The organism is Ureibacillus galli (genome assembly GCF_014836845.1).
In the GTDB taxonomy this organism is placed as follows: Bacteria; Bacillota; Bacilli; order Bacillales_A; family Planococcaceae; genus Ureibacillus; species Ureibacillus galli.
In genome coordinates this window covers 170,305-194,163 of the sequence record NZ_JACSQA010000002.1, presented here as the reverse complement: position 1 = coordinate 194,163, position 23,859 = coordinate 170,305, and the positions used below count along the sequence as shown (strand labels likewise).

The 23,859-nt window shown below is 36.1% G+C and carries 26 protein-coding genes, 1 riboswitch and 1 other annotated feature; of the genes, 11 read left to right on the top strand and 15 right to left on the bottom strand.

Annotated elements, in window-relative coordinates:
* Positions 1-95: 95 nt before the first annotated feature.
* The 6 genes from trpA to H9636_RS02580 all read right to left on the bottom strand — a co-directional run bounded on the left by trpA (position 96) and on the right by H9636_RS02580 (position 5,542).
* Complete coding sequence (trpA, locus tag H9636_RS02605) at positions 96-878, bottom strand: tryptophan synthase subunit alpha (protein WP_191706093.1); 783 nt, start codon at positions 876-878, stop codon at positions 96-98.
* Complete coding sequence (gene trpB, locus H9636_RS02600; protein ID WP_191706092.1) at positions 875-2,065, bottom strand: tryptophan synthase subunit beta; 1,191 nt, start codon at positions 2,063-2,065, stop codon at positions 875-877. The genes trpA and trpB overlap by 4 nt, the downstream gene beginning before the upstream one ends.
* 31 nt (positions 2,066-2,096) lie before the next feature.
* Positions 2,097-2,723: a phosphoribosylanthranilate isomerase gene (locus H9636_RS02595; protein WP_191706091.1), complete on the bottom strand. Its 627-nt coding sequence runs from the start codon at positions 2,721-2,723 to the stop codon at positions 2,097-2,099.
* A 4-nt stretch (positions 2,724-2,727) separates the two neighbouring features.
* On the bottom strand, positions 2,728-3,519 hold the full coding sequence (gene trpC, locus H9636_RS02590; RefSeq protein WP_191706090.1) for an indole-3-glycerol phosphate synthase TrpC: 792 nt from the start codon (positions 3,517-3,519) through the stop codon (positions 2,728-2,730).
* Positions 3,516-4,553 (bottom strand): anthranilate phosphoribosyltransferase, encoded by a 1,038-nt coding sequence (trpD, locus tag H9636_RS02585; RefSeq protein ID WP_191706089.1) that lies wholly within the window; start codon positions 4,551-4,553, stop codon positions 3,516-3,518. Before trpD ends, trpC begins: the two co-directional genes overlap by 4 nt.
* 77 nt (positions 4,554-4,630) lie before the next feature.
* Positions 4,631-4,868: a binding site (T-box leader), on the bottom strand.
* A 191-nt stretch (positions 4,869-5,059) separates the two neighbouring features.
* Positions 5,060-5,542, bottom strand: a complete 483-nt coding sequence (locus tag H9636_RS02580; RefSeq protein WP_191706088.1) for a QueT transporter family protein — start codon at positions 5,540-5,542, stop codon at positions 5,060-5,062.
* A 6-nt stretch (positions 5,543-5,548) separates the two neighbouring features.
* Positions 5,549-5,592: riboswitch (PreQ1 riboswitch) on the bottom strand.
* 363 nt (positions 5,593-5,955) lie between these two features.
* On the opposite strand from H9636_RS02580, the gene H9636_RS02575 reads away from it, so the two are divergent.
* From H9636_RS02575 to H9636_RS02565, 3 genes are read left to right on the top strand one after another with little or no spacing between them, the layout of a single operon-like run.
* A complete protein-coding gene (locus H9636_RS02575) occupies positions 5,956-6,963 on the top strand; it encodes an ABC transporter substrate-binding protein (protein ID WP_191706087.1) in 1,008 nt (335 codons plus the stop codon).
* A 29-nt stretch (positions 6,964-6,992) separates the two neighbouring features.
* On the top strand, positions 6,993-8,027 hold the full coding sequence (locus H9636_RS02570) for an ABC transporter permease (RefSeq protein ID WP_191706086.1): 1,035 nt from the start codon (positions 6,993-6,995) through the stop codon (positions 8,025-8,027).
* Positions 8,020-8,814: an ABC transporter ATP-binding protein gene (locus H9636_RS02565; RefSeq protein ID WP_191706085.1), complete on the top strand. Its 795-nt coding sequence runs from the start codon at positions 8,020-8,022 to the stop codon at positions 8,812-8,814. Before H9636_RS02570 ends, H9636_RS02565 begins: the two co-directional genes overlap by 8 nt.
* A gap of 96 nt (positions 8,815-8,910) precedes the next feature.
* Here the strand turns inward: H9636_RS02565 and ilvA are convergent, their stop codons facing one another.
* The 5 genes from ilvA to thiD form a co-directional block, all read right to left on the bottom strand.
* Positions 8,911-10,173, bottom strand: coding sequence for a threonine ammonia-lyase IlvA (gene ilvA / locus H9636_RS02560; protein ID WP_191706084.1), 1,263 nt, complete (start codon positions 10,171-10,173; stop codon positions 8,911-8,913).
* A gap of 198 nt (positions 10,174-10,371) precedes the next feature.
* The gene (locus H9636_RS02555; protein WP_191706083.1) at positions 10,372-11,724 is read right to left on the bottom strand and encodes a YjiH family protein; all 1,353 of its coding nucleotides are present in this window, start codon (positions 11,722-11,724) and stop codon (positions 10,372-10,374) included.
* A 251-nt stretch (positions 11,725-11,975) separates the two neighbouring features.
* On the bottom strand, positions 11,976-12,641 hold the full coding sequence (gene bshB2 / locus H9636_RS02550) for a bacillithiol biosynthesis deacetylase BshB2 (protein ID WP_191706082.1): 666 nt from the start codon (positions 12,639-12,641) through the stop codon (positions 11,976-11,978).
* 14 nt (positions 12,642-12,655) lie between these two features.
* Positions 12,656-13,006: a YojF family protein gene (locus H9636_RS02545; RefSeq protein ID WP_191706081.1), complete on the bottom strand. Its 351-nt coding sequence runs from the start codon at positions 13,004-13,006 to the stop codon at positions 12,656-12,658.
* Positions 13,007-13,134: 128 nt separating this feature from the next.
* The gene (thiD, locus tag H9636_RS02540; RefSeq protein ID WP_191706080.1) at positions 13,135-13,968 is read right to left on the bottom strand and encodes a bifunctional hydroxymethylpyrimidine kinase/phosphomethylpyrimidine kinase; all 834 of its coding nucleotides are present in this window, start codon (positions 13,966-13,968) and stop codon (positions 13,135-13,137) included.
* Between the two features lie 224 nt (positions 13,969-14,192).
* On the opposite strand from thiD, the gene H9636_RS02535 reads away from it, so the two are divergent.
* The 4 genes from H9636_RS02535 to H9636_RS02520 all read left to right on the top strand — a co-directional run bounded on the left by H9636_RS02535 (position 14,193) and on the right by H9636_RS02520 (position 17,270).
* The gene (locus H9636_RS02535) at positions 14,193-14,873 is read left to right on the top strand and encodes a uracil-DNA glycosylase (RefSeq protein ID WP_191706079.1); all 681 of its coding nucleotides are present in this window, start codon (positions 14,193-14,195) and stop codon (positions 14,871-14,873) included.
* A 333-nt stretch (positions 14,874-15,206) separates the two neighbouring features.
* On the top strand, positions 15,207-15,491 hold the full coding sequence (locus tag H9636_RS02530) for a YwdI family protein (RefSeq protein ID WP_191706078.1): 285 nt from the start codon (positions 15,207-15,209) through the stop codon (positions 15,489-15,491).
* 50 nt (positions 15,492-15,541) lie between these two features.
* Entirely contained in the window at positions 15,542-15,925 is a 384-nt protein-coding gene (locus H9636_RS02525; protein ID WP_191706077.1) for a DUF423 domain-containing protein, read from the top strand.
* A gap of 166 nt (positions 15,926-16,091) precedes the next feature.
* A complete protein-coding gene (locus H9636_RS02520) occupies positions 16,092-17,270 on the top strand; it encodes a M20 family metallopeptidase (RefSeq protein ID WP_191706076.1) in 1,179 nt (392 codons plus the stop codon).
* Positions 17,271-17,322: 52 nt separating this feature from the next.
* On the opposite strand, the gene H9636_RS02515 is transcribed toward H9636_RS02520, so the two are convergent.
* On the bottom strand, positions 17,323-17,772 hold the full coding sequence (locus tag H9636_RS02515; RefSeq protein ID WP_225230028.1) for a spore coat protein GerQ: 450 nt from the start codon (positions 17,770-17,772) through the stop codon (positions 17,323-17,325).
* Positions 17,773-18,389: 617 nt separating this feature from the next.
* On the opposite strand from H9636_RS02515, the gene H9636_RS02510 reads away from it, so the two are divergent.
* On the top strand, positions 18,390-18,569 hold the full coding sequence (locus H9636_RS02510; protein WP_191706074.1) for a hypothetical protein: 180 nt from the start codon (positions 18,390-18,392) through the stop codon (positions 18,567-18,569).
* A 62-nt stretch (positions 18,570-18,631) separates the two neighbouring features.
* Here H9636_RS02510 and hemQ read toward each other — a convergent pair whose 3' ends face one another.
* The gene (hemQ, locus tag H9636_RS02505) at positions 18,632-19,387 is read right to left on the bottom strand and encodes a hydrogen peroxide-dependent heme synthase (protein ID WP_191706073.1); all 756 of its coding nucleotides are present in this window, start codon (positions 19,385-19,387) and stop codon (positions 18,632-18,634) included.
* Positions 19,388-19,641: 254 nt separating this feature from the next.
* Here hemQ and H9636_RS02500 point away from each other — a divergent pair, with 254 nt between their 5' ends.
* The gene (locus H9636_RS02500) at positions 19,642-20,475 is read left to right on the top strand and encodes a lipoate--protein ligase family protein (protein WP_191706072.1); all 834 of its coding nucleotides are present in this window, start codon (positions 19,642-19,644) and stop codon (positions 20,473-20,475) included.
* Between the two features lie 30 nt (positions 20,476-20,505).
* Here H9636_RS02500 and H9636_RS02495 read toward each other — a convergent pair whose 3' ends face one another.
* The gene (locus tag H9636_RS02495; protein WP_191706071.1) at positions 20,506-21,168 is read right to left on the bottom strand and encodes an RsfA family transcriptional regulator; all 663 of its coding nucleotides are present in this window, start codon (positions 21,166-21,168) and stop codon (positions 20,506-20,508) included.
* Positions 21,169-21,491: 323 nt separating this feature from the next.
* Between H9636_RS02495 and H9636_RS02490 the strand changes: the two genes are divergently transcribed.
* Positions 21,492-21,713, top strand: a complete 222-nt coding sequence (locus tag H9636_RS02490; RefSeq protein WP_122972425.1) for a DUF1450 domain-containing protein — start codon at positions 21,492-21,494, stop codon at positions 21,711-21,713.
* Between the two features lie 137 nt (positions 21,714-21,850).
* Positions 21,851-23,152, top strand: a complete 1,302-nt coding sequence (locus H9636_RS02485) for an HD domain-containing protein (RefSeq protein ID WP_191706070.1) — start codon at positions 21,851-21,853, stop codon at positions 23,150-23,152.
* A gap of 515 nt (positions 23,153-23,667) precedes the next feature.
* On the opposite strand, the gene H9636_RS02480 is transcribed toward H9636_RS02485, so the two are convergent.
* Complete coding sequence (locus H9636_RS02480; protein ID WP_122972423.1) at positions 23,668-23,853, bottom strand: 2-hydroxymuconate tautomerase; 186 nt, start codon at positions 23,851-23,853, stop codon at positions 23,668-23,670.
* Positions 23,854-23,859 lie beyond the last annotated feature (6 nt).

Below are 23,859 nucleotides of genomic sequence, written 5' to 3'. Positions count from 1 at the left end.
GTTTTATATAAAAAGTGCCGATCTCTACAAAAGGTCGGCGCTATTTTTTTGGAAGAAAAAAGTCGTTGAACAAAAAATTCAACGACTTTTTATAGTCATTTCATAGCAGCCGTTTTTGAAGCTTTCACTAAGTCTTCGATTGTTGTCCAATCATTTAGAGCTAAAGAGTCGACAATTTTACTACCAACGATTACTCCGCTACAAAATGCGCCAAAATTTTTTACATGATCTGGTGTTGAAATACCGAAGCCTGCTAAAACCGGTGTGTCAGTATACGTTTGAATTTTTTTAAAGTGCTCATCTAATTCCAGTGCAAAGGAGGAACGGGCGCCGGTAATCCCATTTACAGTAACAGCATAAATGAACCCTTCGCTTCGCTTTGTTAAACGTTCAATTCGTTCAGGTGTGCTTGTTAAAGAGACAAGTTGGATAAGATCAATCGATGCATCCTTTAAGGCAGGGTGAACAATTTCACTTTCTTCAAGGGGCATATCTGGAATAATGACTCCTCGAATACCGCAAGCTTTTGCATCTTGAGCAAACTTCTCCGTTCCATAGGCTAGTATAGGATTTAAATAGGTCATAGCTACAAGTGGTACGGTTAATTCGTCCGCAAAGGAACTTAACGTTTCAAGAACATTACGTAAAGTCGTGCCATTTGCTAACGCCCGTTCACCAGCCCGTTCAATCGTAGGTCCATCTGCAACTGGGTCTGTAAAGGGAATCCCTACCTCAATCGCTGTAACACCTAGCTGTTGTAATTTTAAAATCGTTGATTGTAATTTATCTAAACCACCGTCACCAGCCATTATATAAGGTACAAATGCTTTATGACCTTGAGCTGTGACAGATAAAATTGCATCTTTTAATAAACTCATGCAAAGTCACCTCCAAGAGCAGCAGAAATCGTATGAACGTCTTTATCACCGCGACCAGATAGGCATATGACAAGAATATCCTCTGGTGCCATTGTTTTTGCCAGATTAGCGGCAAAGTAAATAGCATGGGCACTTTCCAAGGCGGGGAGGATACCTTCTGTGCGACAAAGTAATTTAACTCCTTCTAATGCTTCCTCATCAGAAACGGTACCGTATGATGCTCGGCCAATTTCATGTAGGTGACAATGTTCGGGTCCTACTCCAGGATAATCAAGACCAGCAGAGATGGAATGGGCTTCTTGAACAAAGCCATTGTCATCTTGTAATAAATACATAAAAGCCCCGTGTAAAACCCCCGTTTGACCACCTTGAATAGCAGCAGCATGCATTCCTGTTTCAATCCCTTTCCCTGCAGCTTCTACACCATATAAAGCGACACCTTCGTCTTCAACAAATGGATAAAACATACCGATAGAGTTACTACCTCCCCCTACACAAGCCACAACAGCGTTCGGAAGACGGTTTTCCAATTGTAAAATTTGTTTCCTCGTCTCATCACCGATTACCCGTTGGAAATCACGTACAATTGTAGGGAATGGGTGAGGACCCATAGCAGATCCTAAAATGTAATGGGTATCTTCAATGTTAGTCACCCAGTGGCGCAATGCTTCGTTCACCGCATCTTTTAATGTGGCAGAACCTTTATCAACTGCGACTACTTTTGTACCAAGAAGCTCCATTCGGAAGACATTTAAAGCTTGTCGTTTAACATCTTCCGCTCCCATGTAAACAATACATTCAAGGTTGAGAAGGGCACAGGCAGTGGCAGTAGCTACACCATGTTGACCAGCTCCAGTTTCAGCAACAATTTTATTTTTCCCCATCCGTTTGGCCAGAAGTGCTTGCCCAAGGGCGTTATTTATTTTATGGGCTCCTGTATGATTTAAATCTTCACGTTTTAAATAAATTTTTGCTCCACCACAATATTCTGTTAAACGTTCAGCAAAATATAGTGGGGTTTGACGACCTACATAATTTTTCAAATAATAGCGAAGTTCGTCTTGGAAAGACTCATCGCTTTTTACTTTGTCATAAGCAGCATTTAATTCTTGTAAAGCTGTCATTAATGTTTCAGGTACGAACTGTCCACCAAAACGACCGAACCGTCCTTTTAATTCTGTTGTCATTTGTATCCGCTCCTTAATTCATCCATTCTATTTATTTCTCTACACCTGTTAATTTCTGTGATGCTGTTTCGATAAATTGTTTAATCAATTGACTATCCTTTGTACCATTACTTTCAACACCACTTGAAACATCCACACCAAAAGGGTTTATTTGAGCGATAGCAAGACAAACATTTTCACTATTGAGCCCACCAGCTAAAATAACCTTGCTCTTAGGGATGGAAAGTTGGTCTAGTAAAGTCCAATCAAAAACGTGACCGCTACCTCCTGCAAAGTTCGTACCTGGTGCGTCAAATAAATAATAATCTACTTCATACTGACTAGCCCTCTTTACATCATCAACACTTTGAATGGAAAAGGCTTTAATGGAAGGATAGCCTAACTTTTTAATAAATTGAGTCTCTTCGCTGCCATGGTATTGAACGTAATCAAGTCCAACTAGTTCAACAGCTTCTCGTACTTGCTGCTCTGTCGGATTGACAAAAACACCGACTTTTTTTACGTGTTCGGGAATAATTTGAGCTAACTTGCTAGCCCGTTCAAAGGAAATTTGCCGTTTGCTCTGCGCAAACATGAAACCAATCCATGTAGCACCAGCCTCAACAGCAGCACGCACATGTTCTTCTTCCTTCAGTCCACAAATTTTTACTTTTACCATTACTTCACATCCTTTGCGAAAAAGGGAGAGGTACTTGTAAGGAGGTTAATGCTTCTTCCACCTCTCCACTGCGCATTAATGATTCACCAACTAAAACACCGTGAGCTCCAACGTTAGCAACCCGTGCAGCATCTTCTGCATTCCAAATACCACTTTCACTAATAAAGACAATGTCTTCATAATTATTTAGTTTATTGGCTAATTTTTCACTTTGGGATAGGTCGACCGTAAAGGTTTTTAAATCCCGATTGTTTACACCAATAATTTTTGGATGGATAGCTAATGCCCGATCAAGTTCCTCTTCGTTGTGCACTTCAACTAAAACGTCCAAACCTAACTTACTTGCGTAAGTGTAAAATGCTTTTAACTTTTCATCTGAAAGGGCAGCGACAATTAATAAAATGACGGAAGCGCCGGCCGCTTTTGCATATTCAATTTGTACTTCATGAATAATGAAATCTTTATTTAAAATAGGAATGTCTACATGATTGGCAATATTAACTAAATCTTGAAAGGAACCTTTGAAAAACTTTTCTTCTGTTAAAACAGAAATGCAAGCTGCACCTGCACGTTCATACTTTTTCGCTTGCTCGATTGGGTTCGCTCCTTCAGCGATAAACCCCTTTGATGGAGAAGCCCGCTTCATCTCAGAAATAACTTGAAGAGTTTCTGCATTTCTTAAACAATCATATAAAGAAGACCGTATTTTTTTTTTTACTTCAAATTTTGGTTTATTTTCTAAAAGGACAGGAAGGAGGGTTGACTTATGATCTAAAATCGTTTGTAAAATCGTCATTGTACTGCACGCTCCTTTAAAATTCCTTGACTATATTCCACAACAGCCTCAAGTTTACTGAATGCTTTTCCTGATAAAATACTATCCCGTGCAAGTTCCACCCCATCTTTTACTGAATCAACGGTACCGTGGGCAAATAAACCGAGAGCTGAATTGAATACGACTACATCAAAATAAACGCTTTGTTTACCTTTCAATAAGTCTTTTAAAATAACGGCATTTTCTTCTGGTGTACCACCGCGCAATGCTGTAATGGAAGATGGAGTTAAACCAAGGGATTCTATTTCGATTGAAAATGGTTTAATTTCATTATTTTCTAGTAGGGCAAACGTGTTATTGGAATCTAATGACGCTTCATCCATCCCTTGTGTACCCGAAACGACAATTGCTCGGTGACGTCCTAAAATACGAAGGACATCCGCATATTGGCAAACAAATTCAGGACGGTTAATGCCGACGAGTTGAGTTGTTAAATGAGCAGGATTTGTTAAAGGACCAACCATGTTAAAAATCGTTGGTTTTCCAATTGCTCGTCGAACTTCACCAATTCGTTTCAACTTTGGATGAACGTTTGGCGCATAGAGAAAAGTAATTCCTTCACGTTGCAATAAATCTATGGAATCTTCTATAGAAAACTCTGTATGAATTCCTAAAGCTTGCAGTACATCAGAGCTCCCAGACGCACTAGATATTTTACGGTTACCATGTTTTACGACAGAGACGCCATTTGCAGCTAATACAAAGGCAGATGTAGTACTAATATTAAAGCTTTTTAAACCGTCTCCACCTGTACCACAGTTATCTAAATAATTTCCTTCTGGCAATGGTAAAGGGAGGGCATTCGATTTCATAACAGTCGCCAGTGCGGCGATTTCCTCAGTTGTTTCACCTTTGTTACTTAAAGCGATTAAAAGATTAGCAATATCCTCTTTCGGAGTTTCTTCATTGAAAATGAATTCCGCTGCATGAAGCATTTCTTCAAAGGATAAATTGTTCTTTTTTTTGACTTGATTTGTGAATAATTGGATACCCATTATTTTTCATCCTCCTAAATAGTTAAAATTAGCAGGTTAGAGAAATAAAAAAGTCCTCTACAAAAGGAATTCCTTTTGTAGAGGACGATATATACCGCGTTGCCACCTCTGTTGAAGTAAAAAATACTTCCACCTTGGCGTGTTTAGAAGTAAAAAAGTACTTCCAACACTTCCTTGTAACGTAGGAAAGACGTCAACTAACTAACGCTAGTTGCTCTCATAAGGCCCATTCACGATATGTACGCACTAGTTCTCACTAACCACTAGCTCTCTAAAGCGTCCAAAATCGCTACTATTCTTATTCATCAATTTTTTCTCAGCTATTCTCATCTAAGCTCTGCTTTGCTCAAAACGGTGGCCACGCTCCCGCGGCCTACTACCGTATCCGAACAATTAATTAAGTAGAATTGTAGACTTAATTCTATCCCTTGTCAATATTTTCAGAAAAATCGAAAGGGAATAAATTTGTATGGAAAAACCGAGAAACATTCTTCTCGGTTTAGGCGTTATATTAAATCTTTGAAATTTAATCGTTTATTTAATAGGTACATAATAGGAGCACCTACTGCAAGTACAGCGAATTCACCAACAGCACATGTAAACCAAGTCCATAAAAATGGAAGTTGAAGAGCAATGTTTAATTCGAAAGCGATGATGAACATTGTACATGTAAATAAAAATGTATTGATAATTAAACGTAGCCAAATGTTTTTAACGAACTTACAAATGAAAATAAAGATGGCTAGCGTAATAATGGATTGACCGACGCCAAAAACTAAATCGTATATGCCAAGGGGTGAAAACAAGTTGGCAATAAATACACCAATAATGATCCCTAACATATAGCGAGGATTAAAGGCAACTAGGTGATTAAACATTTCAGAAAGACGGAATTGGATTTCCGTAAATCCAAAGGGTGCAACTAATAGGGTAACAGCCATATAAAGGGCCGCAATAATCCCTGTAGTGGCTATAAATTTAACTTTCATATTCATTTCTCCTTAGTTTTTTTTCGTGGGAGTTTTCGAACCACGGTGAAAATAACACAATAAAATATAATATTATATTTTATTACATACGTCAAATGAACTATGAACATTTGAAGGGACAAGGAGCAATGTTTTTTACGAAATTAGAAAATGTCGAAAACCAGTCACATTTTTTATATTTTATTAAAATAATGAATTCTTCCTAAAAACTATGTACTTTAACGGTTTAAAGCGCCAAATTACTTTCCTTGTAGAAGTAATTATGAAAATCGCCCGACAAAGCCTATTTAATGCTTGTTGACTCACATAGCTTAGCAATGTAATATAATCGTTAAACTCAAAATTTTTAGAATAATTAAATAGATTAGAAAATTTATTGATGTTGAGTGGAATTCGAAATAGGGGGAAAAGACATGAAAAAAGGTCCAAAAAAACTTTCATTGTTATCATTTGGATTAGTACTACTATTGGCCGCATGTGGCGCAGGGGAAACAGCAACGGATACAAAAGATGATACAAATGCTGGAACATCAGAAGGAGCGAAAACTTTTAAAGTTGGAATTACGCAAATCGTAGAACACCCTTCATTAGATGAGGCTACAGAAGGATTTAAAGCAGCTTTAAAAGAGGCTGGATTAGAGGTTGAATTTGTAGAGGAAAACGCTCAAAACGATCAAAGTATGAATACAACAATTGCACAAAATTTAGTCAATGACGGAGTTGATTTAATTTTTGCTAACTCCACTCCATCGGCTCAAGCTGTGAAAGGAGCAACATCCGATATTCCGATTATATTTACATCAGTGACAGATGCAGTTGGTGCAGAATTAATTGACTCAATGGAAAGCCCTGGTGGTAACGTTACAGGTACAGTTGACTTGCATCCGGATACAATTGCAAATACAGTAGCCTTTCTTAAAGATGAACTAGGTGCCAAAAAAGTAGGTACCGTTTATAACACAGGGGAACAAAACTCCGTTGCCCAAATCGAACAGATGAAAACGTTACTAGAAGAGGCTGGTTTAGAATTAGTAGAAGCAGCAGTTTCCACTTCGGCAGAAGTAAAACAAGCAACGGAATCATTAGTGGGGAAAGTAGATTCCCTATACATCATTACGGATAATACCGTTGTCTCCGCCTTAGAGTCAGTAGTTGACGTAGCGAATTCCAATCAACTTCCGGTTATGGTAGGAGAATTAGATTCAGTTGCCCGTGGTGGTTTAGGTGCTTACGGATTTGAATATTATGATATCGGCTATGAAGCTGGTGAAATGGCAGTGAAAATTTTAAATGGAGAAGCGACACCATCTGAAATTCCTTCTGCATACCCAGGAAACTTAAAATTATTGATTAATAAAGCAACTGCTGAAAGTTTAAATCTTGAAATTAAAGATTCTTGGAACGCAGAAATTTACGAATAAACTAGAAGTTAGTTAGGGGATGATTCAATATGTTTACAGCAATGTTTGGTTCAGTTGAGCAAGGAATCATCTATGCAATTATGGCACTCGGAGTGTATTTAACATTCCGAGTGTTAGATTTTCCGGATTTAACCGTGGATGGAAGCTTTGTAACAGGGGCAGCTACCGCAGCGATGATGATTGTTCTAGGCTATAACCCAATACTGGCTACATTAACGGCACTTGTTGCTGGATTTATTGCAGGATGTATGACGGGTCTTTTACACACGAAAGGGAAAATAAATCCACTTCTTTCAGGGATATTAATGATGATTGCTTTGTATTCAATTAATCTCCGTATTATGGGATTATCTGATGAAAAGGCGATTGTAAAACCAAATATTCCATTGATGAATTCTGATACAATATTTTCACAATTTCAAAGCTTTTGGGGAAATATCGGTATTGATCAAGCATTGACGAACTTCATAAAAAATACGTTAGGTTTTCAAACTGCCCCATCCACTTGGGGTACGATTTTAATCGTTCTCATTCTTACACTGATCATTAAAGGCATTGTAGATTGGTTTTTAAAAACGGAAGTGGGCCTTGCCATTCGTGCAACGGGTGATAATAAAAGAATGATTCGTAGTTTTTCGGCGAACACAGATGGATTAATCGTACTTGGGCTAGGTATTTCTAATGCTTTAGTAGCCTTGTCAGGAGCTTTAATTGCTCAATATTCAAAATTTGCCGATGCCAATATGGGGATTGGAATGATTGTCATTGGTTTAGCATCTGTCATCGTCGGAGAAGCAATCTTTGGTACAAAGACGATTTTCCGTACGACATTAGCTGTAGTGGCAGGAGCTATTATTTATCGAATTATTTACGCAGTAGCATTGCGGATTGACTGGTTAGATACGTCTGATATGAAGCTCATTACTGCTGTCATTGTTATTTTAGCTTTAGTTATTCCACAAGTAGTTGAAAAACGTCGTGAAAAAATAAGAAAAGATAAAAGGCGGATACAACGTCTTGAACAACAGGGAGAACTGACGCAAGGGGGGAATCACCTTGCTTAAATTAGAAGGCATCAATAAAATTTTTAATGAAGGTACACCAGATGAAAAAATTGCTTTAGATAATATTAACCTCCATTTAGCGCCAGGTGACTTTGTAACAATAATCGGAAGTAACGGTGCAGGGAAGTCAACGATGATGAATATGATTTCTGGAGCATTAAATCCTGATTTTGGTGCAGTAATCATTGATGGAAAAGAAGTAACGAAATTACCAGAATATAAACGGTCCCATTTGATCGGTCGAGTGTTCCAAGATCCAATGGCTGGTACAGCACCTTCGATGACAATTGAAGAAAACTTGGCTATTGCCTATTCTCGAAATGCAAAACGAGGGTTACGTAAGGGGGTTAATAGTAAACGTCGGGATTTCTTCCGCTCGTCTTTAGAAAAGTTAGGGTTAGGCCTTGAGAATCGCTTTAATGCGAAAGTCGGATTACTGTCAGGTGGAGAACGACAAGCGTTATCATTGTTAATGGCTACCTTTACGAAACCTGCAATTTTACTTTTGGATGAACATACGGCTGCCCTTGACCCTTCAAGAGCAGAGTTAATTACCCGATTAACGAAGCAACTAGTAGAAGAAGGGAACTTAACGACATTAATGGTTACCCACAATATGCAACAAGCTATCGATTTAGGAAACCGTCTCATTATGATGGATAAAGGGCAAATTATACTATCCATCGATGAAAAGAAAAAGCAACATTTAACAATTCCTGATTTAATGGCTGAATTTGAAAATATCCGTGGTGAAAAAATGAACTCAGATAGAGCATTGTTAGGATAAAACAGGAAGAAATAATAGAAGAAATGACAGTTAGCCGTCATTTCTTTTTTTTAACTTAAAAAACACTCAGCTTTTTGCTGAGTGTTTTCTTAACAATTAAACGAGCAATCCAAAAAGTTGGCTATCTTTATTGACTTCGGTAAATTCAAAGCCGTTTAATCGCATCCGATCAATAAGTCCTTGATACTCATCTGGACTGCTTACTTCGATCCCAACTAATGCAGGACCGCTTTCTTTATTGTTTTTCTTTGTATATTCAAAATGTGTAATATCATCATTAGGTCCAAGAACAACGGTTAAAAATTGTCGGAGTGCTCCAGCCCGTTGTGGGAAGTTGACGATAAAGTAATATAATAAGCCTTCGTATAATAAGGATTTCTCTCGAATTTCCTGCATACGACTAATGTCATTATTGCCACCAGTAATTACTACTACAGCCGATTTGCCTTTAATTTTATCCGCATAAAAATCAAGGGCAGCTACTGGAAGGGCACCGGATGGTTCCGCTACAATGGCATGTTTATTGTATAAGTCTAAAATCGTCGTACTAACTTTTCCTTCCGGTACGAGAACAATATCATCTAAATATTCATGACAAATTTCATATGTTTTGGATCCGACACATTGAACAGCCGTTCCATCGCAAAATTTATCAATTTTATTAAGGGAGACCGGTCCACAATTTTCAAAGGCAGCTTTCATACTTGCAGCTCCAGCAGGTTCAACGCCAATTACTTGACTGTTAGGAGAGATGTTTTTTACATAGGCACCAATTCCAGCCATTAAACCGCCACCGCCAATTCCTCCGAAAATGAAATCGAGAGGCTCCTCAATGTCATTCAACACTTCAACAGCAACTGTACCTTGGCCTGCAATAATATCGACATCATCAAAGGGATGAATGAAAATCATCTCATGTTCTTCACAATATTCTTTAGCAGCTGATGCTGAATCATCGAATGTATCTCCTTCTAATATAATTTCAATATTATTGCGGCCAAACATTCGAACTTGATCAATTTTTTGCTTTGGCGTCGTCAAAGGCATGAAAATTGTTCCTTTTATACTTAATTGTGCACAAGCAAAAGCAACACCTTGTGCATGGTTTCCGGCGCTGGCGCAAACAACGCCACTCTTGCGGGCTGTATCTTCTATTTTTTTAATTTTATAGTAAGCACCACGAAGTTTAAATGAGCGTACATGCTGCAAGTCTTCTCGTTTAATATAAATATTGGCGCTATATTTTTCAGATAAATAATCATTTTTTTGAAGTGGGGTATGTAGTACAACATCTTTTAAATGATGATGGGCGATTAAAATATTTTCCACTGCAATGCCCTTTGATTTCGCAACTTCCATCGTTTTGTTACCTCCGTTTATCTAAAACATTTACTTATTCTAACATAAAAAAAGAGGATTTTTTAAAATTATTTTTAAATTCAAAAAATTTAATAAACGAAAGCGTTTTCCTTTTGACAAAATAAAAAACATTTTTCAATTGTGTTCTAATTTCCTAGAAAAATATAAAAAGACTGGCGAATGCCAGTCTTTGAAAATTTAAAATAGAATATGTGCAATTAAGGCAATAATAGGGATGGAAATAATCGTTCGGATTAAGAAGATAAGGAATAAATCCCAAATTTTCAATGGAAGTTTCGTACCTAAAATTAATCCTCCGACTTCCGACATGTAAATTAATTGAGTAACAGAAACAGTAGCGATAAAGAATCGAGTTAAATCTGATTCGATGCCAGCACCTAAAACGGATGGTAATAACATATCTGCAAAACCAACAATCATTGTTTGAGCTGCTTGATCGGCAAATGGAATTTGTAATGCTGCTAAAATTGGCTCAAAAGGCATACCTAAAATTTTAAAGAAACTTGTATATTCAGCAAGAACTAAAGCGATTGTACCGAATGCCATAATAACAGGCGTAATCGCAAACCACATTTCAAGTACGTTTTTAAAACCTGCCCCAATTACTTTACCTAGATTTTTATTACTATCTGCCTTTGATAAAGCATTGTGTAAACCTAGTGAAAAAGCGTTAAATCCTTCTGGAATATCTTCCCGATTATCATCGGGAATAGAGCCATCAATATTCATATCTGGTTTGCGGCTTAATGGAAAAATACGTGGCATAATAAATGCTAAAATAAGTCCCACTAAAATCACTGATCCGTAAAATTGGATGAAATAATTGTTTAAATCAACTGTTTCTAATACGACAAAGCAGAATGTAATGGATACAACCGAAAACGTTGTTGCGATTGTAGCTGCTTCCCGTGCAGTATAATTACCTTCTTCATATTGTTTACTTGTTAAAAGTACTCCGATTGTACCGTCTCCAACCCATGATGCTAAACAGTCAATAGCTGAGCGACCAGGGATTTTAAATAATGGACGCATGATTTTTACCATCATGGAACCGAAAAACTCTAGTAAACCAAAGTCCGTTAATAATGGAAGTAACAAACCAGCGAATAGGAATAGTGAGAACATCATCGTTACTAGACCGCCATCTGGAGCTAGTAATAGACCAGATGTATTTTCGCTAGTGAAAATTTCAGGTCCAACTTGGAATAAAAACATTGTTGCAAAGATAACTGCCAGTATGCGCATAATTGTCCAGAACCAATTGACACGGAATAATGAGTCGAATAACGTACGTTGTTCTTTTTCTGGAATGAACTGCATAATGACAGAACCAATAGCAGCAATAATAAAAATAATCCATGCAAACCAGTGAATAAAGCTTACGACATTTGCAGAAAGTGTATTAGCTAACAAAGCAATAGGCACCTTTAATCCATCGGCTGTATTAACCGGTGTAATAAATAAGAAAATACCCACTAAGGACAAAAAGATAAAAAGAAACCATGTATATGAAGGGAATTTTTTCGTCATTTGTTTACCTCTTTAATAGTATGATTGAATATTTATACACTATAAAGTCTTTATATACAGTTGTAAATACGTTTGATTAAAGTAAAAATATTGCGAAATTTATAAATGTATGAAATTTGAATATACAGGAAATAAAAGGATTATAAAATATCAATTAATAAAGAGAATAGAATTATAGTATTGAATAAAAATAAAAAAGTTTGAATAGAAAAGGGGCAGGAAATAATTACCTGCCCCTTTATATTATCAAATTAATCTTCAAAATTAAATAGATAAAAACGTTCTTTATCTAACCAATTATCGCCTTCATCTATTCGCTTTTGATAATCTTCAATCATCCATGCCGTTTGAGAAGCATGGGCTTGTAAAGTTTTTACTTTATCTGTTTTAACACTAGTTATATCAATTTCAATATTTGGTTCGCCTTTTTCTGCCACTGTATTATTAGCAAATCCTACTGTGTAAAGGGTAGGGCGATCTTCTTTCGGCATACGTCTAACAGCTTCCACTACTGCCCGACCTGTGGCTTCATGATCTGGATGAACCGCATAGCCCGGTAGGAAAGTGATAATTAATGAAGGGTTTAATTCATCAATTAAATCTTTTACAAGATTGACCATTTTTTCATCATCTTCAAATTCCACTGTTTTATCACGTAATCCCATCATTCGAAGATCTTCGATTCCCATATGTTTACAAGCTGCCTTTAATTCTTCACGGCGAATTTCTGGCAATGATTCCCGTGTGGCGAATGGAGGGTTTCCAAGATTTCGACCCATTTCTCCAAGAGTTAAACATGCATATGTAACTGGGACACCCATATTACGGTAAAGTCTTATTGTTCCTGCAGAAGAAAAGGCTTCATCATCTGGATGGGGAAAGACAACTAATATTTGACGTTGTGGTTGTAAAGTCATATTAAATCCACTCCTTAATAAGAAAATGGTGTTTCACTAATTTCTAGTGCAACAGCAAGTTTTCCTGTAAAGTCTAATCCAGCCATTAACAAACGACCTTTTTCATCCACTTCATAATGAGTAATACCTTGAGCATAGACCCATCCATGCTCCATTTTTAGTCCTACTCGGTGTGGGGTATCTTCAATGATTTTTGCTAGTTCATATCGGATTTTAGCATTGCGAATGAAAGCCCCTGCATTGAACACTTTTTCATCAAAATGTGTAGCATAAGCTCCATTTGTTGTTTCTAGATGAATATAGACGTCTTTGTTCGCAAAAGAATTAAGCAATTCTTGGAGCTCGTCGATTTGTACTTCCTTCATCTTAATTCTCCTTTCACATCTATTTATTAATAAGTATAGTAAAAAATGTTACTTTATGAAAAGAAAAAGGTTTTTAAAGTAAAAAGGGCAGTGTGAACAATGTTCACACTGCCAAATTATATAGTAAATTAAATTTCCGTTACTGTCACTTCAGGTGCACCAAGACGAGGTTTTGCTCCGTGATAAACTGGACCGACAAATTCATTTAACTTCCATCCGTGAAGAATACCAGCTGCTACGAATTCTTTTGCCTCGATAACTGCCTCTTTAACAGATAACCCGTTTGCTAAGTTCGCAGTAACACTAGCAGCAAATGTACAGCCAGCACCATGATTGTAAGTAGTATCCACTTTTGGTGTTTCTAATAAATAAAATGCTTGTCCATCGTAGAATAAGTCAACTGCTTTATCACTATTTAAAGCACGTCCGCCTTTAATAACTATATTTTTAGCACCAAGAGCATTAATTTTTTTAGCTGCTACTTTCATTTCTTCAATTGTTTTTGGAGTTCCTGTACCAGCAAGTTGACCTGCTTCGAAAAGATTCGGTGTTGTCACAAGTGCATTTGGTAATAAATATTGAATCATTGCATCCACTGTACCAGGATTTAATACTTCATCTTCACCTTTACAAACCATAACAGGATCAATGACTACTTTTTCAACGCCAGAAGCAGAGATTGCTTCACCAGTCGTTTGAATAACTTCTTCTGTAGATAACATGCCCGTTTTTAATGCATCAATTCCAGTAGAAAAGGCAGTTTTTAATTGGGCTTGTAATACATCAATTGGTAACGTGTGAACGCCGTGGCTCCAATTATTATCCGGATCCATTGTGGCAATCACCGTTACAGCAGCCATTCCGTAAGTATTATGTTCTTCAAAGGCTTTTAAGTCCGCTTCTAATCCAGCTCCACCTGAAGCGTCGGAACCAGCAATGGTTAATGTTTTTTTCAATACCATTTATCTCATACTCCTTTAATCATGTCATGATATATATGGTTCTAAAGTATAAAGGAACTCTGACTTTATAAAAATAGTCAGATATTATAAAAAGTATAATGTCAGTTTGTTTTGATAGTAGATAAATCCCTTTCCTCCAAGTTCTTATAAATTTAGTGAACATGTTAATCAATCATTGCAACTGCAGAATAGTTCAAGTAGTTTAAAAGGAGAGGTGTATAATAATGAATATGTTGTTAGAAAATGATTGGCAAGAAGTACTTGCAGACGAAATGAATAAACCGTATTACATAAGCTTGAAAAAATTTTTAGATGAACAATATCGCATATCCACAGTGTATCCACCAAAAGAAGAAGTCATGAGCGTTTTTCAAACAATTGCTTATAAAGATGTGAAAGTAGTCATTTTAGGGCAGGATCCATATCACGGTCCTGGGCAAGCCCATGGGATGAGTTTTTCTGTAAAAAAAGGTGTTCCACATCCTCCAAGCTTACGAAATATATTTCAAGAATTACAAAGTGATTTAGGCTATCCAATTCCAGAGGATGGCTATTTAATGAAATGGGCTCAGCAAGGTGTTTTTTTATTAAATACGGTGTTAACGGTTCGACAAGGTGAAGCAAATTCCCATAAAGGACAAGGATGGGAGCAATTTACGGATAAGGTCATTGAAAAACTTGCGGAGCGACCAGATCCGATTATTTTCGTGTTATGGGGAAAACCGGCACAAAAGAAGAAACGGATTATTGAAAAGATGGGAGATCACCATTTCGTTATCGAATCCCCACATCCAAGCCCGTTAAGTGCATATAGAGGGTTTTTCGGTAGTAAACCATTTTCGAAAATAAATGAAAAGCTAACGGAATGGGGAAAACAACCGATTGATTGGTGTTTAATTGAATAGAGAAAGTAGGGAATTGATTTATAAATTTTAATACTGGATTCCATTGACGATCAATATTTTGTTGCAAGTATAGTAAAGCAGGTGGGGAAACGGATAACTTTTCTCTCGAATAGAATCATGATATAAATTGAAATAGAAAGTGAGTTGCTGTAAATGAAAGTGGATTGCTTCAAATGTCAATACTTCCGTGTAACGTGGGATCAACAGAATCCTAGGGGATGTAATGCGTATCAATTTAAATCCAAACAGTTACCCTCACTCGTTGTGAAACAATCTTCTGGTTTCGATTGTATGCAATTTACCCCTAAATTAAAAATGGAGGAACGGTAAAATATGATTTCTTATCATCAATTGTTAGATGAAATCGAGCAACTTGTGGCAGAGGCAAAAGGTACCCAAGATGAACAACAAGTACGAGAACAATTAAGTGCAATTCGTGCATTATGTAATGTTGCTTTGACAAGACCTAACAATAACCAATCAGTAGAATTACAAAAGATAACAACTACTTATTCTAATAACATTCCGTCACCTTCAAACGTTATTCATCGTTCTTCAATTCATGAACATAAGTTACAAGAGAAGGATGCAAATGGAGATTCGATTTTTGATTTTTAGTTTTAAATCAGTTACATAAAAAGAGTATGATAAAGAGAAGAGGTTTAAAAATGAAAGGTTCTATTATATCAGGCGCTATTCATGGTTTTTTAGCGGTAGCGTTGGGTGCCTTTGGTGCCCATGCATTAAAAGGAATATTAGATGAATATAGTACAGGTATTTGGGATACTGCTGTTCAATATCAAATGTTTCACGCAGCAGCCATTTTAGTAATTGGAATATTAATGAGTTCCAAATTACTGGGCTCAGTTAAACAACTTAAAATAGCAGTGATCTTTATGAATGCAGGAATTATTTTCTTTGCTGGAAGCTTATATGTCCTTGCCCTTTCGGGAATTCGTATTTTAGGAGCAATTACACCAATAGGTGGCGTATTATTTTTAGCAGGTTGGGTTCTTCTCATCGTTTCTGTATCAAAACATAAAAACGTATAATGGGTAGAAAGGGGTAGTCCGAGTTATTAGGACTACTCCTTCTTTTTACTTTTAAATTTTTAGAATAAACTAACAATTCATTTAAAATGATGTTAAAGTGAAGGGGATGAACATACCTTTAAAAAACATATGATTATTAAAGTAAGGTGCGAAAGGGGATTAAATCATGAAGCAATTATTTACTTCACTTCATCAATATTATGAAGAAATGATATCGATTCGACGTCATTTACACGAAAATCCAGAACTATCATTTCATGAAGTACATACACCTGCCTTTATAGCAAATTATTATAGAAAATTAGGTTTAGAGTTGCGAGAAGGAGTTGGGGGACGGGGAGTAGTAGCCACAATACGCGGCTCAAAGCCTGGAAAGACCGTAGCTTTACGTGCCGATTTTGATGCCCTTGCCATTCAAGAAGAAAATAATGTTCCTTATAAATCAAAGATTGACGGAGTGATGCATGCATGTGGTCATGATGGCCATACTGCTACACTTTTAGTGCTAGCGAAAGTGTTAACTGAAATGAGGGAACAAATTCAAGGTAACGTCGTATTGATTCATCAGTTTGCTGAAGAGGTAGCTCCTGGTGGGGCAAAACCAATGATAGAGGATGGTTGTTTAGAAGGAGTTGATATGATTTTTGGTACCCATTTGTGGGCACCGACGCCGTTAGGGGATATATTAGTCCGTAATGGTGCGATTATGGCAGCAGCTGATCGATTTGAAATTACGATTCAAGGTAAAGGTGGGCACGGAGCTGAACCCCATCATTCAGTTGATGCCATAGTAATCGCGTCCCAGTTTGTTACTCAACTTCAAAACATTGTTTCCCGAAGAGTAGACCCATTAAAGTCGGCTGTTATTTCTGTAGGCCATTTTGAAGCGATAAATCCATTTAATGTCATTGCCGACAAAGTAGAACTGAAGGGTACAGTGCGTACATTTGATAAAGAGGTTCAAAGTTTAATAGAAAAAGAGATTGAATTGCTACTTAAGTCGGTTTGTGAGGGTTCCCATGCTACTTATCAATATTCCTTTACTAGAGGGTATCCTCCAGTAGTGAACCATAAAAAAGCAACCCAATTTATTGCAGATATTGCTTGCAACGTTCCTGAAGTGAAAAATGTAATTGAATGTGCTCCTTTTATGATTGGCGAAGACTTTTCCTATTATTTAGAGAAGGTTCCCGGTACGTTTTTTATTACAGGAGCAAAAGATCCGAATTGGGAAGTGGCTTATCCCCATCATCATGCTCGTTTTAATTTTGATGAAAGAGCCATGTTGATTGCAGCTAAAACATTAGGATTGGCAACATTAAACTATTTAAATAATAGTAAATAAGAAAAACATCCACTTCGAACCGACAATGGCCCTGAGGTGGATGTTTTCCTAATTAACGATCTGTAGCACCTGGCGTTTGATTGAAATAAGCTACTTCTTCATCAAATTCTGCATAGTCGAAATAAATCATCGGGAACAAATAACGATGGTTTGTTTGTAATTCTCGAATAATCGCATGGTCGCGTCCAGCTGCCTCAACTACTCCACGAACTGTCACTGTATTTCCATTACCTCCACCTGTTGCGGTAGGAACAGTAAAATGGAAAGTGGCAGGTTTTCCACGATTTAATCTTAAAATGTTTTCAATATAAGATTCCTCGCCTCTAACAGCAGCTCCTGTTACACCTGTTTGTGGCATAGTTGCACCACTTGGAACAGAAACAGGTGGAGGGGGTTGAGGAAAAAATTGCTGACCTGTTTGAGGATAAAATTGTTGCTGTCCAAATTGAGTTTGAGGGAAACCTTGTTGTCTTTGACCACTTGGGCTCCAATAATAAACCAACCAAAAACATCCTTTCATTTAAAATATTTAAGTATTCTTAACTTGGATATTCGCCTGGGCAGGAGGGAGTGGGAACGACCAAAGTCCATGTTCTGTACCATTGTTCAAACGAATATTGGCAGCAACTAAGAAAGAGGATGCTAACTAGGAAAAATTCCTTTACAGAAAATTTGCCCGCCAGATCATAACTTTGTTTGTGATACTTCCAACTAAGAGGACTTTGTTATTCCTGTAGTATGTTAGTCTCCAAAAACCAGACAGTGGACCTTATTGACACGATGCGTCCGACTAAAAGCGGTATTAAATTTACGTCTCCTTTTTACCTTAGGAGAATAGAAGGCTAAACGGAGACTTGGGCTTTAGTAGATGGTATTACGCCGTTTTTCCAAAGCACCCTATATTAATGTATGCTTTTACTACCATTTCAGAATAAATAAATGATAAAAAAAAGCCTATGACTTTAATTTATGATTAGAGTACAAATTTGTTCGTAAAAATGAATGCCTGAATGAAAGATAAATAAAATAGTCCAAAGGCAGAGTTTCAAGATTGAATTTGAATTAAAACGGGAATAATTGATATGACTTGGGGAAAACATGTTAAAAAGGAGTTAACCTATGCAAATTGGTATTTGGGTTGCAATTGTCATCAGTGCGATTATTTCTTTTTTAGTTGCAAGTTTATACGAACAACCATTGCATTGGTATTTGTTTGTACTAATTTTATTTATCGGATTTTTTATCAATACGATTATTCTCATTTTGAAAACGAAAGAAGATGAAAAAAACGAGATGTAATGTCGATAGAATTCGACCACATCTCGTTTTTTATTACCAATTTCGTTAAATGGCTTACCAAATTATTTGTTAACTGTTAAAAATTGAATTAACTTATCGTTGTCTAATAAGTTACCAACTAAAAATTCACCAAATTCACCGTAACGAGCTGATACTTCATCGAAACGCATTTCATAAACGATTTTTTTAAATTGAAGCATATCGTCGGAGAATAAAGTGACACCCCATTCATGGTCATCTAAACCGACTGAACCTGTAATGTATTGTTTCACTTTTCCAGCATAGCTGCGGCCGATTAAACCATGCGAACGCATTAATTCACGACGTTCTTCCATATCGAGCATATACCAGTTATCATTACCTTCACGACGTTTGTCCATAGGGTAGAAGCAAACGTACTTAGTACGTGGAAGTTCAGGGTATAATCGCGCACGAATATGTGGGTTTTGATAAGGATCTTCATCAGAACCTTTAGCTAAATAGTTAGAAAGTTCCACTACAGATACATAGGAATAAGTTGGAACAGTAAAATCAGCGATAGCTAATTTATTAAACTCTGCTTCCAACTCTTGCAGTTCTTCTGGTGTTTCGCGAAGAATCATTAGCATAAAATCTGCTTTTTGCCCAATAATAGAATAAAATGCATGGGAACCAGTTTTTGCTACATGGGCTTCGTTTAGTTTTTCTAAATAGTGTATAAATTCATCTACTGCTTTTGTGCGTTCTTCTGTAGAAACTAATTTCCATGATGCCCAATCAATCGCACGGAAATCGTGTAGACAGTACCAGCCATCTAATGTAATTGCTGCTTCGTTCATTAGTAAACACTCCTTAATTGATAATCATTCACAATTATCTTAGCATAAATTTAAAATAATTCCTTGTTAGAAGAAAGTATTTTGTTGGATTTCACGAATTCGCCATGAGTACAGTCTCGATATAACGGATAGACACGTTACAAGGACATTGTATCAATTATAGATAGAATAAATACGAGAAGAAAACATTGATTCAGCGATGTTTTCATGTATGCTTAATTTAAGTAAATTGTTTTTCTTAAGGAGTAAATGATATGCATCCGTTATTACAACAACAAACATGGCGATTTATAGACCAGTCCCTTATAATGAAAAATCGAACACCTCTTGAATCCTTTGCAATGGATGATACGCTTTGTCAACTTGTAGGACAATTACAATCACCTCCAACAGTACGTACATGGGTTCATGATCAGACAGTTGTTCTTGGTATTCAAGATCATCGATTACCATTCGTTCAAGAAGGAATTCAATTATTAAATAACAATGGGTATCGAGCGATTGTCCGTAATTCAGGCGGTCTTGCTGTTTTATTAGATAGCGGCGTACTGAACATTTCTATTATTATGTCAGAACAGGATGAAACGATTCATATTAACTCTGGATATGATGTGATGGTAGATTTCATCAAGTTGCTATTTCCAGAAGCAGCTGAAAAAATAGAAGCTTATGAAATTGTTGGTTCTTACTGTCCGGGATCCTATGATTTAAGTATAAATGGTAAGAAATTTGCAGGTATTTCCCAACGTCGATTAAGACAAGGTGTTGCGGTGCAAATTTATTTATGTATCGAAGGTAGTGGCAGTGAACGGGCAAAATTGATTAAAGATTTTTATGATATCAGTTTAAAAAAGGAAGAAACAAAATTTGCCTATCCAACGATACAACCAGAAGTAATGGCTAGTTTAAGTGAGTTATTAAATGAAAGAATAACAGTTCAAGATACGGTTTTCCGTATTCAAAATGTATTACAACAACTAAGCAATGAAACTCGCTTATCTTCTTTAAATGAAGAAGAAATGGAACTTTACACCTTTTATTTAAAACGTGTCTTTGAACGCAATGATAAAATGTTAAATAAAAATTAAACACTTCTAAAGAAAAACGTGGATGCGCCGTTAATTTGGCACGTCCACATTTTCTTTTTCACTACTACTATTTGAATAGTTTGCAACTAAATTTCCGTTTTTCTCCATTTTGAATACAGGAGCAACACGTGGTTCATCTTCTTCTAGCGTTACTAGTCTACGAGCACGATTCATAATTTGAACAAATTGCTCATAATCTTCACGGATTTCTTTATTCTCTTGTTCTAGTCGTTTTAATTGATTTTCTAATTCTTTAATTTTTTCAGTTGCTGTATTTGCAATATGACGCCATTTAGTAGCTTCATTGTCATTACCGCTTTGATGTTGTAAACGCAATAAATAGGCAATTACAATATCCAGATTTAATGCTGATAACGGAATGGATTTTACTTCTTCGCTATTTTGCGAACTTGGTAGTAAATAAACTCCTTGAGAACGGCGTCTACCATTCATTCCTAATACTCGCATTCTCTCTTTTCTTTCTTTTTTTGCTTCAGCAAGTTCTTTTTCATATAAACGACGTACAACAGCATTCCAACGGAAACCGCATGCAGCTGCTGTTCGATTTAATGCATCACCTGCTTCCTCAAAGGCATTTAATTGCGTACTTCCTTCTTTTACATGTCTTAATACAGCTTCAGCTAATAGTTCATCGTTTTCTTTTAGCCAAGCATCCTGTCTAACTTTCACCATTTTTTTAACCTCCTGTAAAGTTCATAGTTTTGTTAGTTCAAAACTTATCGTGTCCAAGATGTTCCAATTTTATTCAATTATTTTTATATTTATAGGAAATAATATGAAATAGCATATGAAACATTAGGATTTTGAAGGTAGAGTTGTTTTAAATGAGGTAAAAAGATTTTGATAGCCTAGCGATTTTAAGACCTTTGACTGATATGTATAGTTTTGACTTGAAGAGGTATGATTTGATAGGCTAAAATATCTGTTAGATTAATTTTTCGAAAACGAATGGTAAAAGTATATAAAATATACAAAGAGAAAGGGTTGTAGACAAAATGGCAAACGAATTTCGTGTTTGCGATGAATGTCAGGCCGTTAATTTAAAAACGTTAATTCCTAAATTAAAAGATATTGATCCAGATGCAACGATTGAAATTGGCTGTCATTCATATTGTGGCCCTGGTCGTAAAAAAACCTTTACGTTTGTAAATGGTAGACCAGTTGCAGCACTTACTGAAGAAGAACTGATGGAAAAAGTAAAAGCAAAACTAAAATGATAAATAATAGGGTGCTATCTTCTAACAATGGAAGATAGCCTTTTTACTTTTGTTCGAGTGATTTAAAAGGAGTTTGATGTATTTCCTTTTAAACTCACATATAATAGTAATAACAAACTGGGAGTGAGGTGGGGTCTATGGAAGATTATGCAAATGCTAAATTAGTAGAAGAAAAAGTGTTCAAGGATCCTGTGCACCGTTACGTTCATGTACGTGATCAGGTTATTTGGGATTTAATTGGTACGAAGGAATTTCAAAGGTTACGTAGAATACGGCAATTAGGAACGACCTATTTAGTATTTCATGGTGCTGAACATAGTCGTTTTAATCATTCTCTAGGAGTTTACGAAATTGTACGACGTATTACTGATGATGTTTTCCGTGGGCGACCAGAGTGGGATGAAAAGGAACGATTGCTGATTCTATGTGCTGCATTATTGCATGATTTAGGACATGGGCCGTTTTCACATGCCTTTGAAAATGTATTTCAAACAGATCATGAATATTTCACAAGACAAATTTTACTTGGGGAGACAGAAGTTAATAGTGTACTAAAAAGAGTATCAGAAAATTTCCCTGAAATGGTTGCCCAAGTGATTGAGAAAAAGTATCCAAATGAACTTGTAGTGAGTCTAATTTCTAGTCAAATTGATGCTGATCGGATGGATTATTTACAGCGAGATGCTTATTATACAGGGGTAAGTTATGGTCATTTTGATATGGAACGTATTTTAAGGGTAATGAGACCGCGGAATGGACAAGTTTTGATTAAATCAAGTGGTATGCATGCAGTGGAAGATTATATTATGTCTCGTTACCAAATGTATCTACAAGTCTATTTCCATCCTGTTTCTAGAAGCGCAGAAGTATTATTAAATAATATATTAAAGCGAGTGAAACAATTAAATAAAGATAACTATCCTTTTATAGTAGAGCCAATTCATTTTAAAGCGTTTTTTGAAAATAATATAAGGTTAGAAGATTATTTAGCATTAGATGAGTATATTTTATTAACCTACTTCCAATATTGGACAAAGGAACAAGATTTGATTTTAAGTGATTTGTGCTCTCGTTTTATGAATCGAAAACTTTTTGGATATGTAAATATAAATCCAGAGGAAGAACCTGAACGTTTTGGTCGTTTGAAAGAGCTTCTTGAGATGGCAGGGGTGAATACGGAATATTATTTTTACCATGATTGTACATCGGATTTACCTTATGATTTCTATCGTCCAGGAAAAGAAACTACGAGACTTCCGATATTTTTATTAATGCCTAATGGTGAAGTTCGTGAACTATCTCAAGAATCGTTAATTGTTGACTCAATTGCTGGTCGTATTAAAACGGATCATAAAGTGTACTATCCAAAAGAAATTTTCCAAAACCCATCGGTTGATTCGGAGATAAAAAAAGAGTTGCAAAAAGTATTATTTAGTTAAAAAAGGTGGAATTTCCCCGTAAAAGTAGCAGTGCTCGGAACTTTTACGGGTATTTTTATAGACAAATGTGGGACTCTTACGTTTAGAGAACAATATAAGTAGGTGAGAACATATGAAAATAATGATATTCGTAATTATTTTAGTAATTATATTAAAAAAGACCCATGATTATATTTATATAAAAGGAGTTAAAAATAATTGGATAAGATATATCTTCTTTAGTTTTATGGTTAGTGGGATAATTACGGGATTACAATTTTATGTATTTAATCATTGGGGAAATCTGAAAGATGATATGGTAAGTGCCCTAATTATGTTTGTCTGTACTTTTATCGTTTGGATTTTTTATCCCATTGTAAGGGAGAAGGTAAATGCTTTAAGCGATTAACTTTTGAGTTAAATAGAAGGAGCATCTTTTAAAAAAAACTAAAAGAATGAGTCCGTTTGAAAAAACGAACTCATTCCATTTGAAATAATCGTGTCTCTGAGTTATTACAAAGTTTTACGCCGGTAAATTATTTATCGATTGCCCTTACGCCGCCTGTAGCGTAGTGGTTTTTAGACATTTCTTCAAGTACGATTGTGACAGCTTCGGGTTTCGCATTTACGGTTTCAACAATTGCTTCTGTTACTTTTTCAACTAAAGCTTTTTTTTGTTCGTCAGTACGACCTTCTAATAATTTTACAGTTACGATTGGCATTTTACA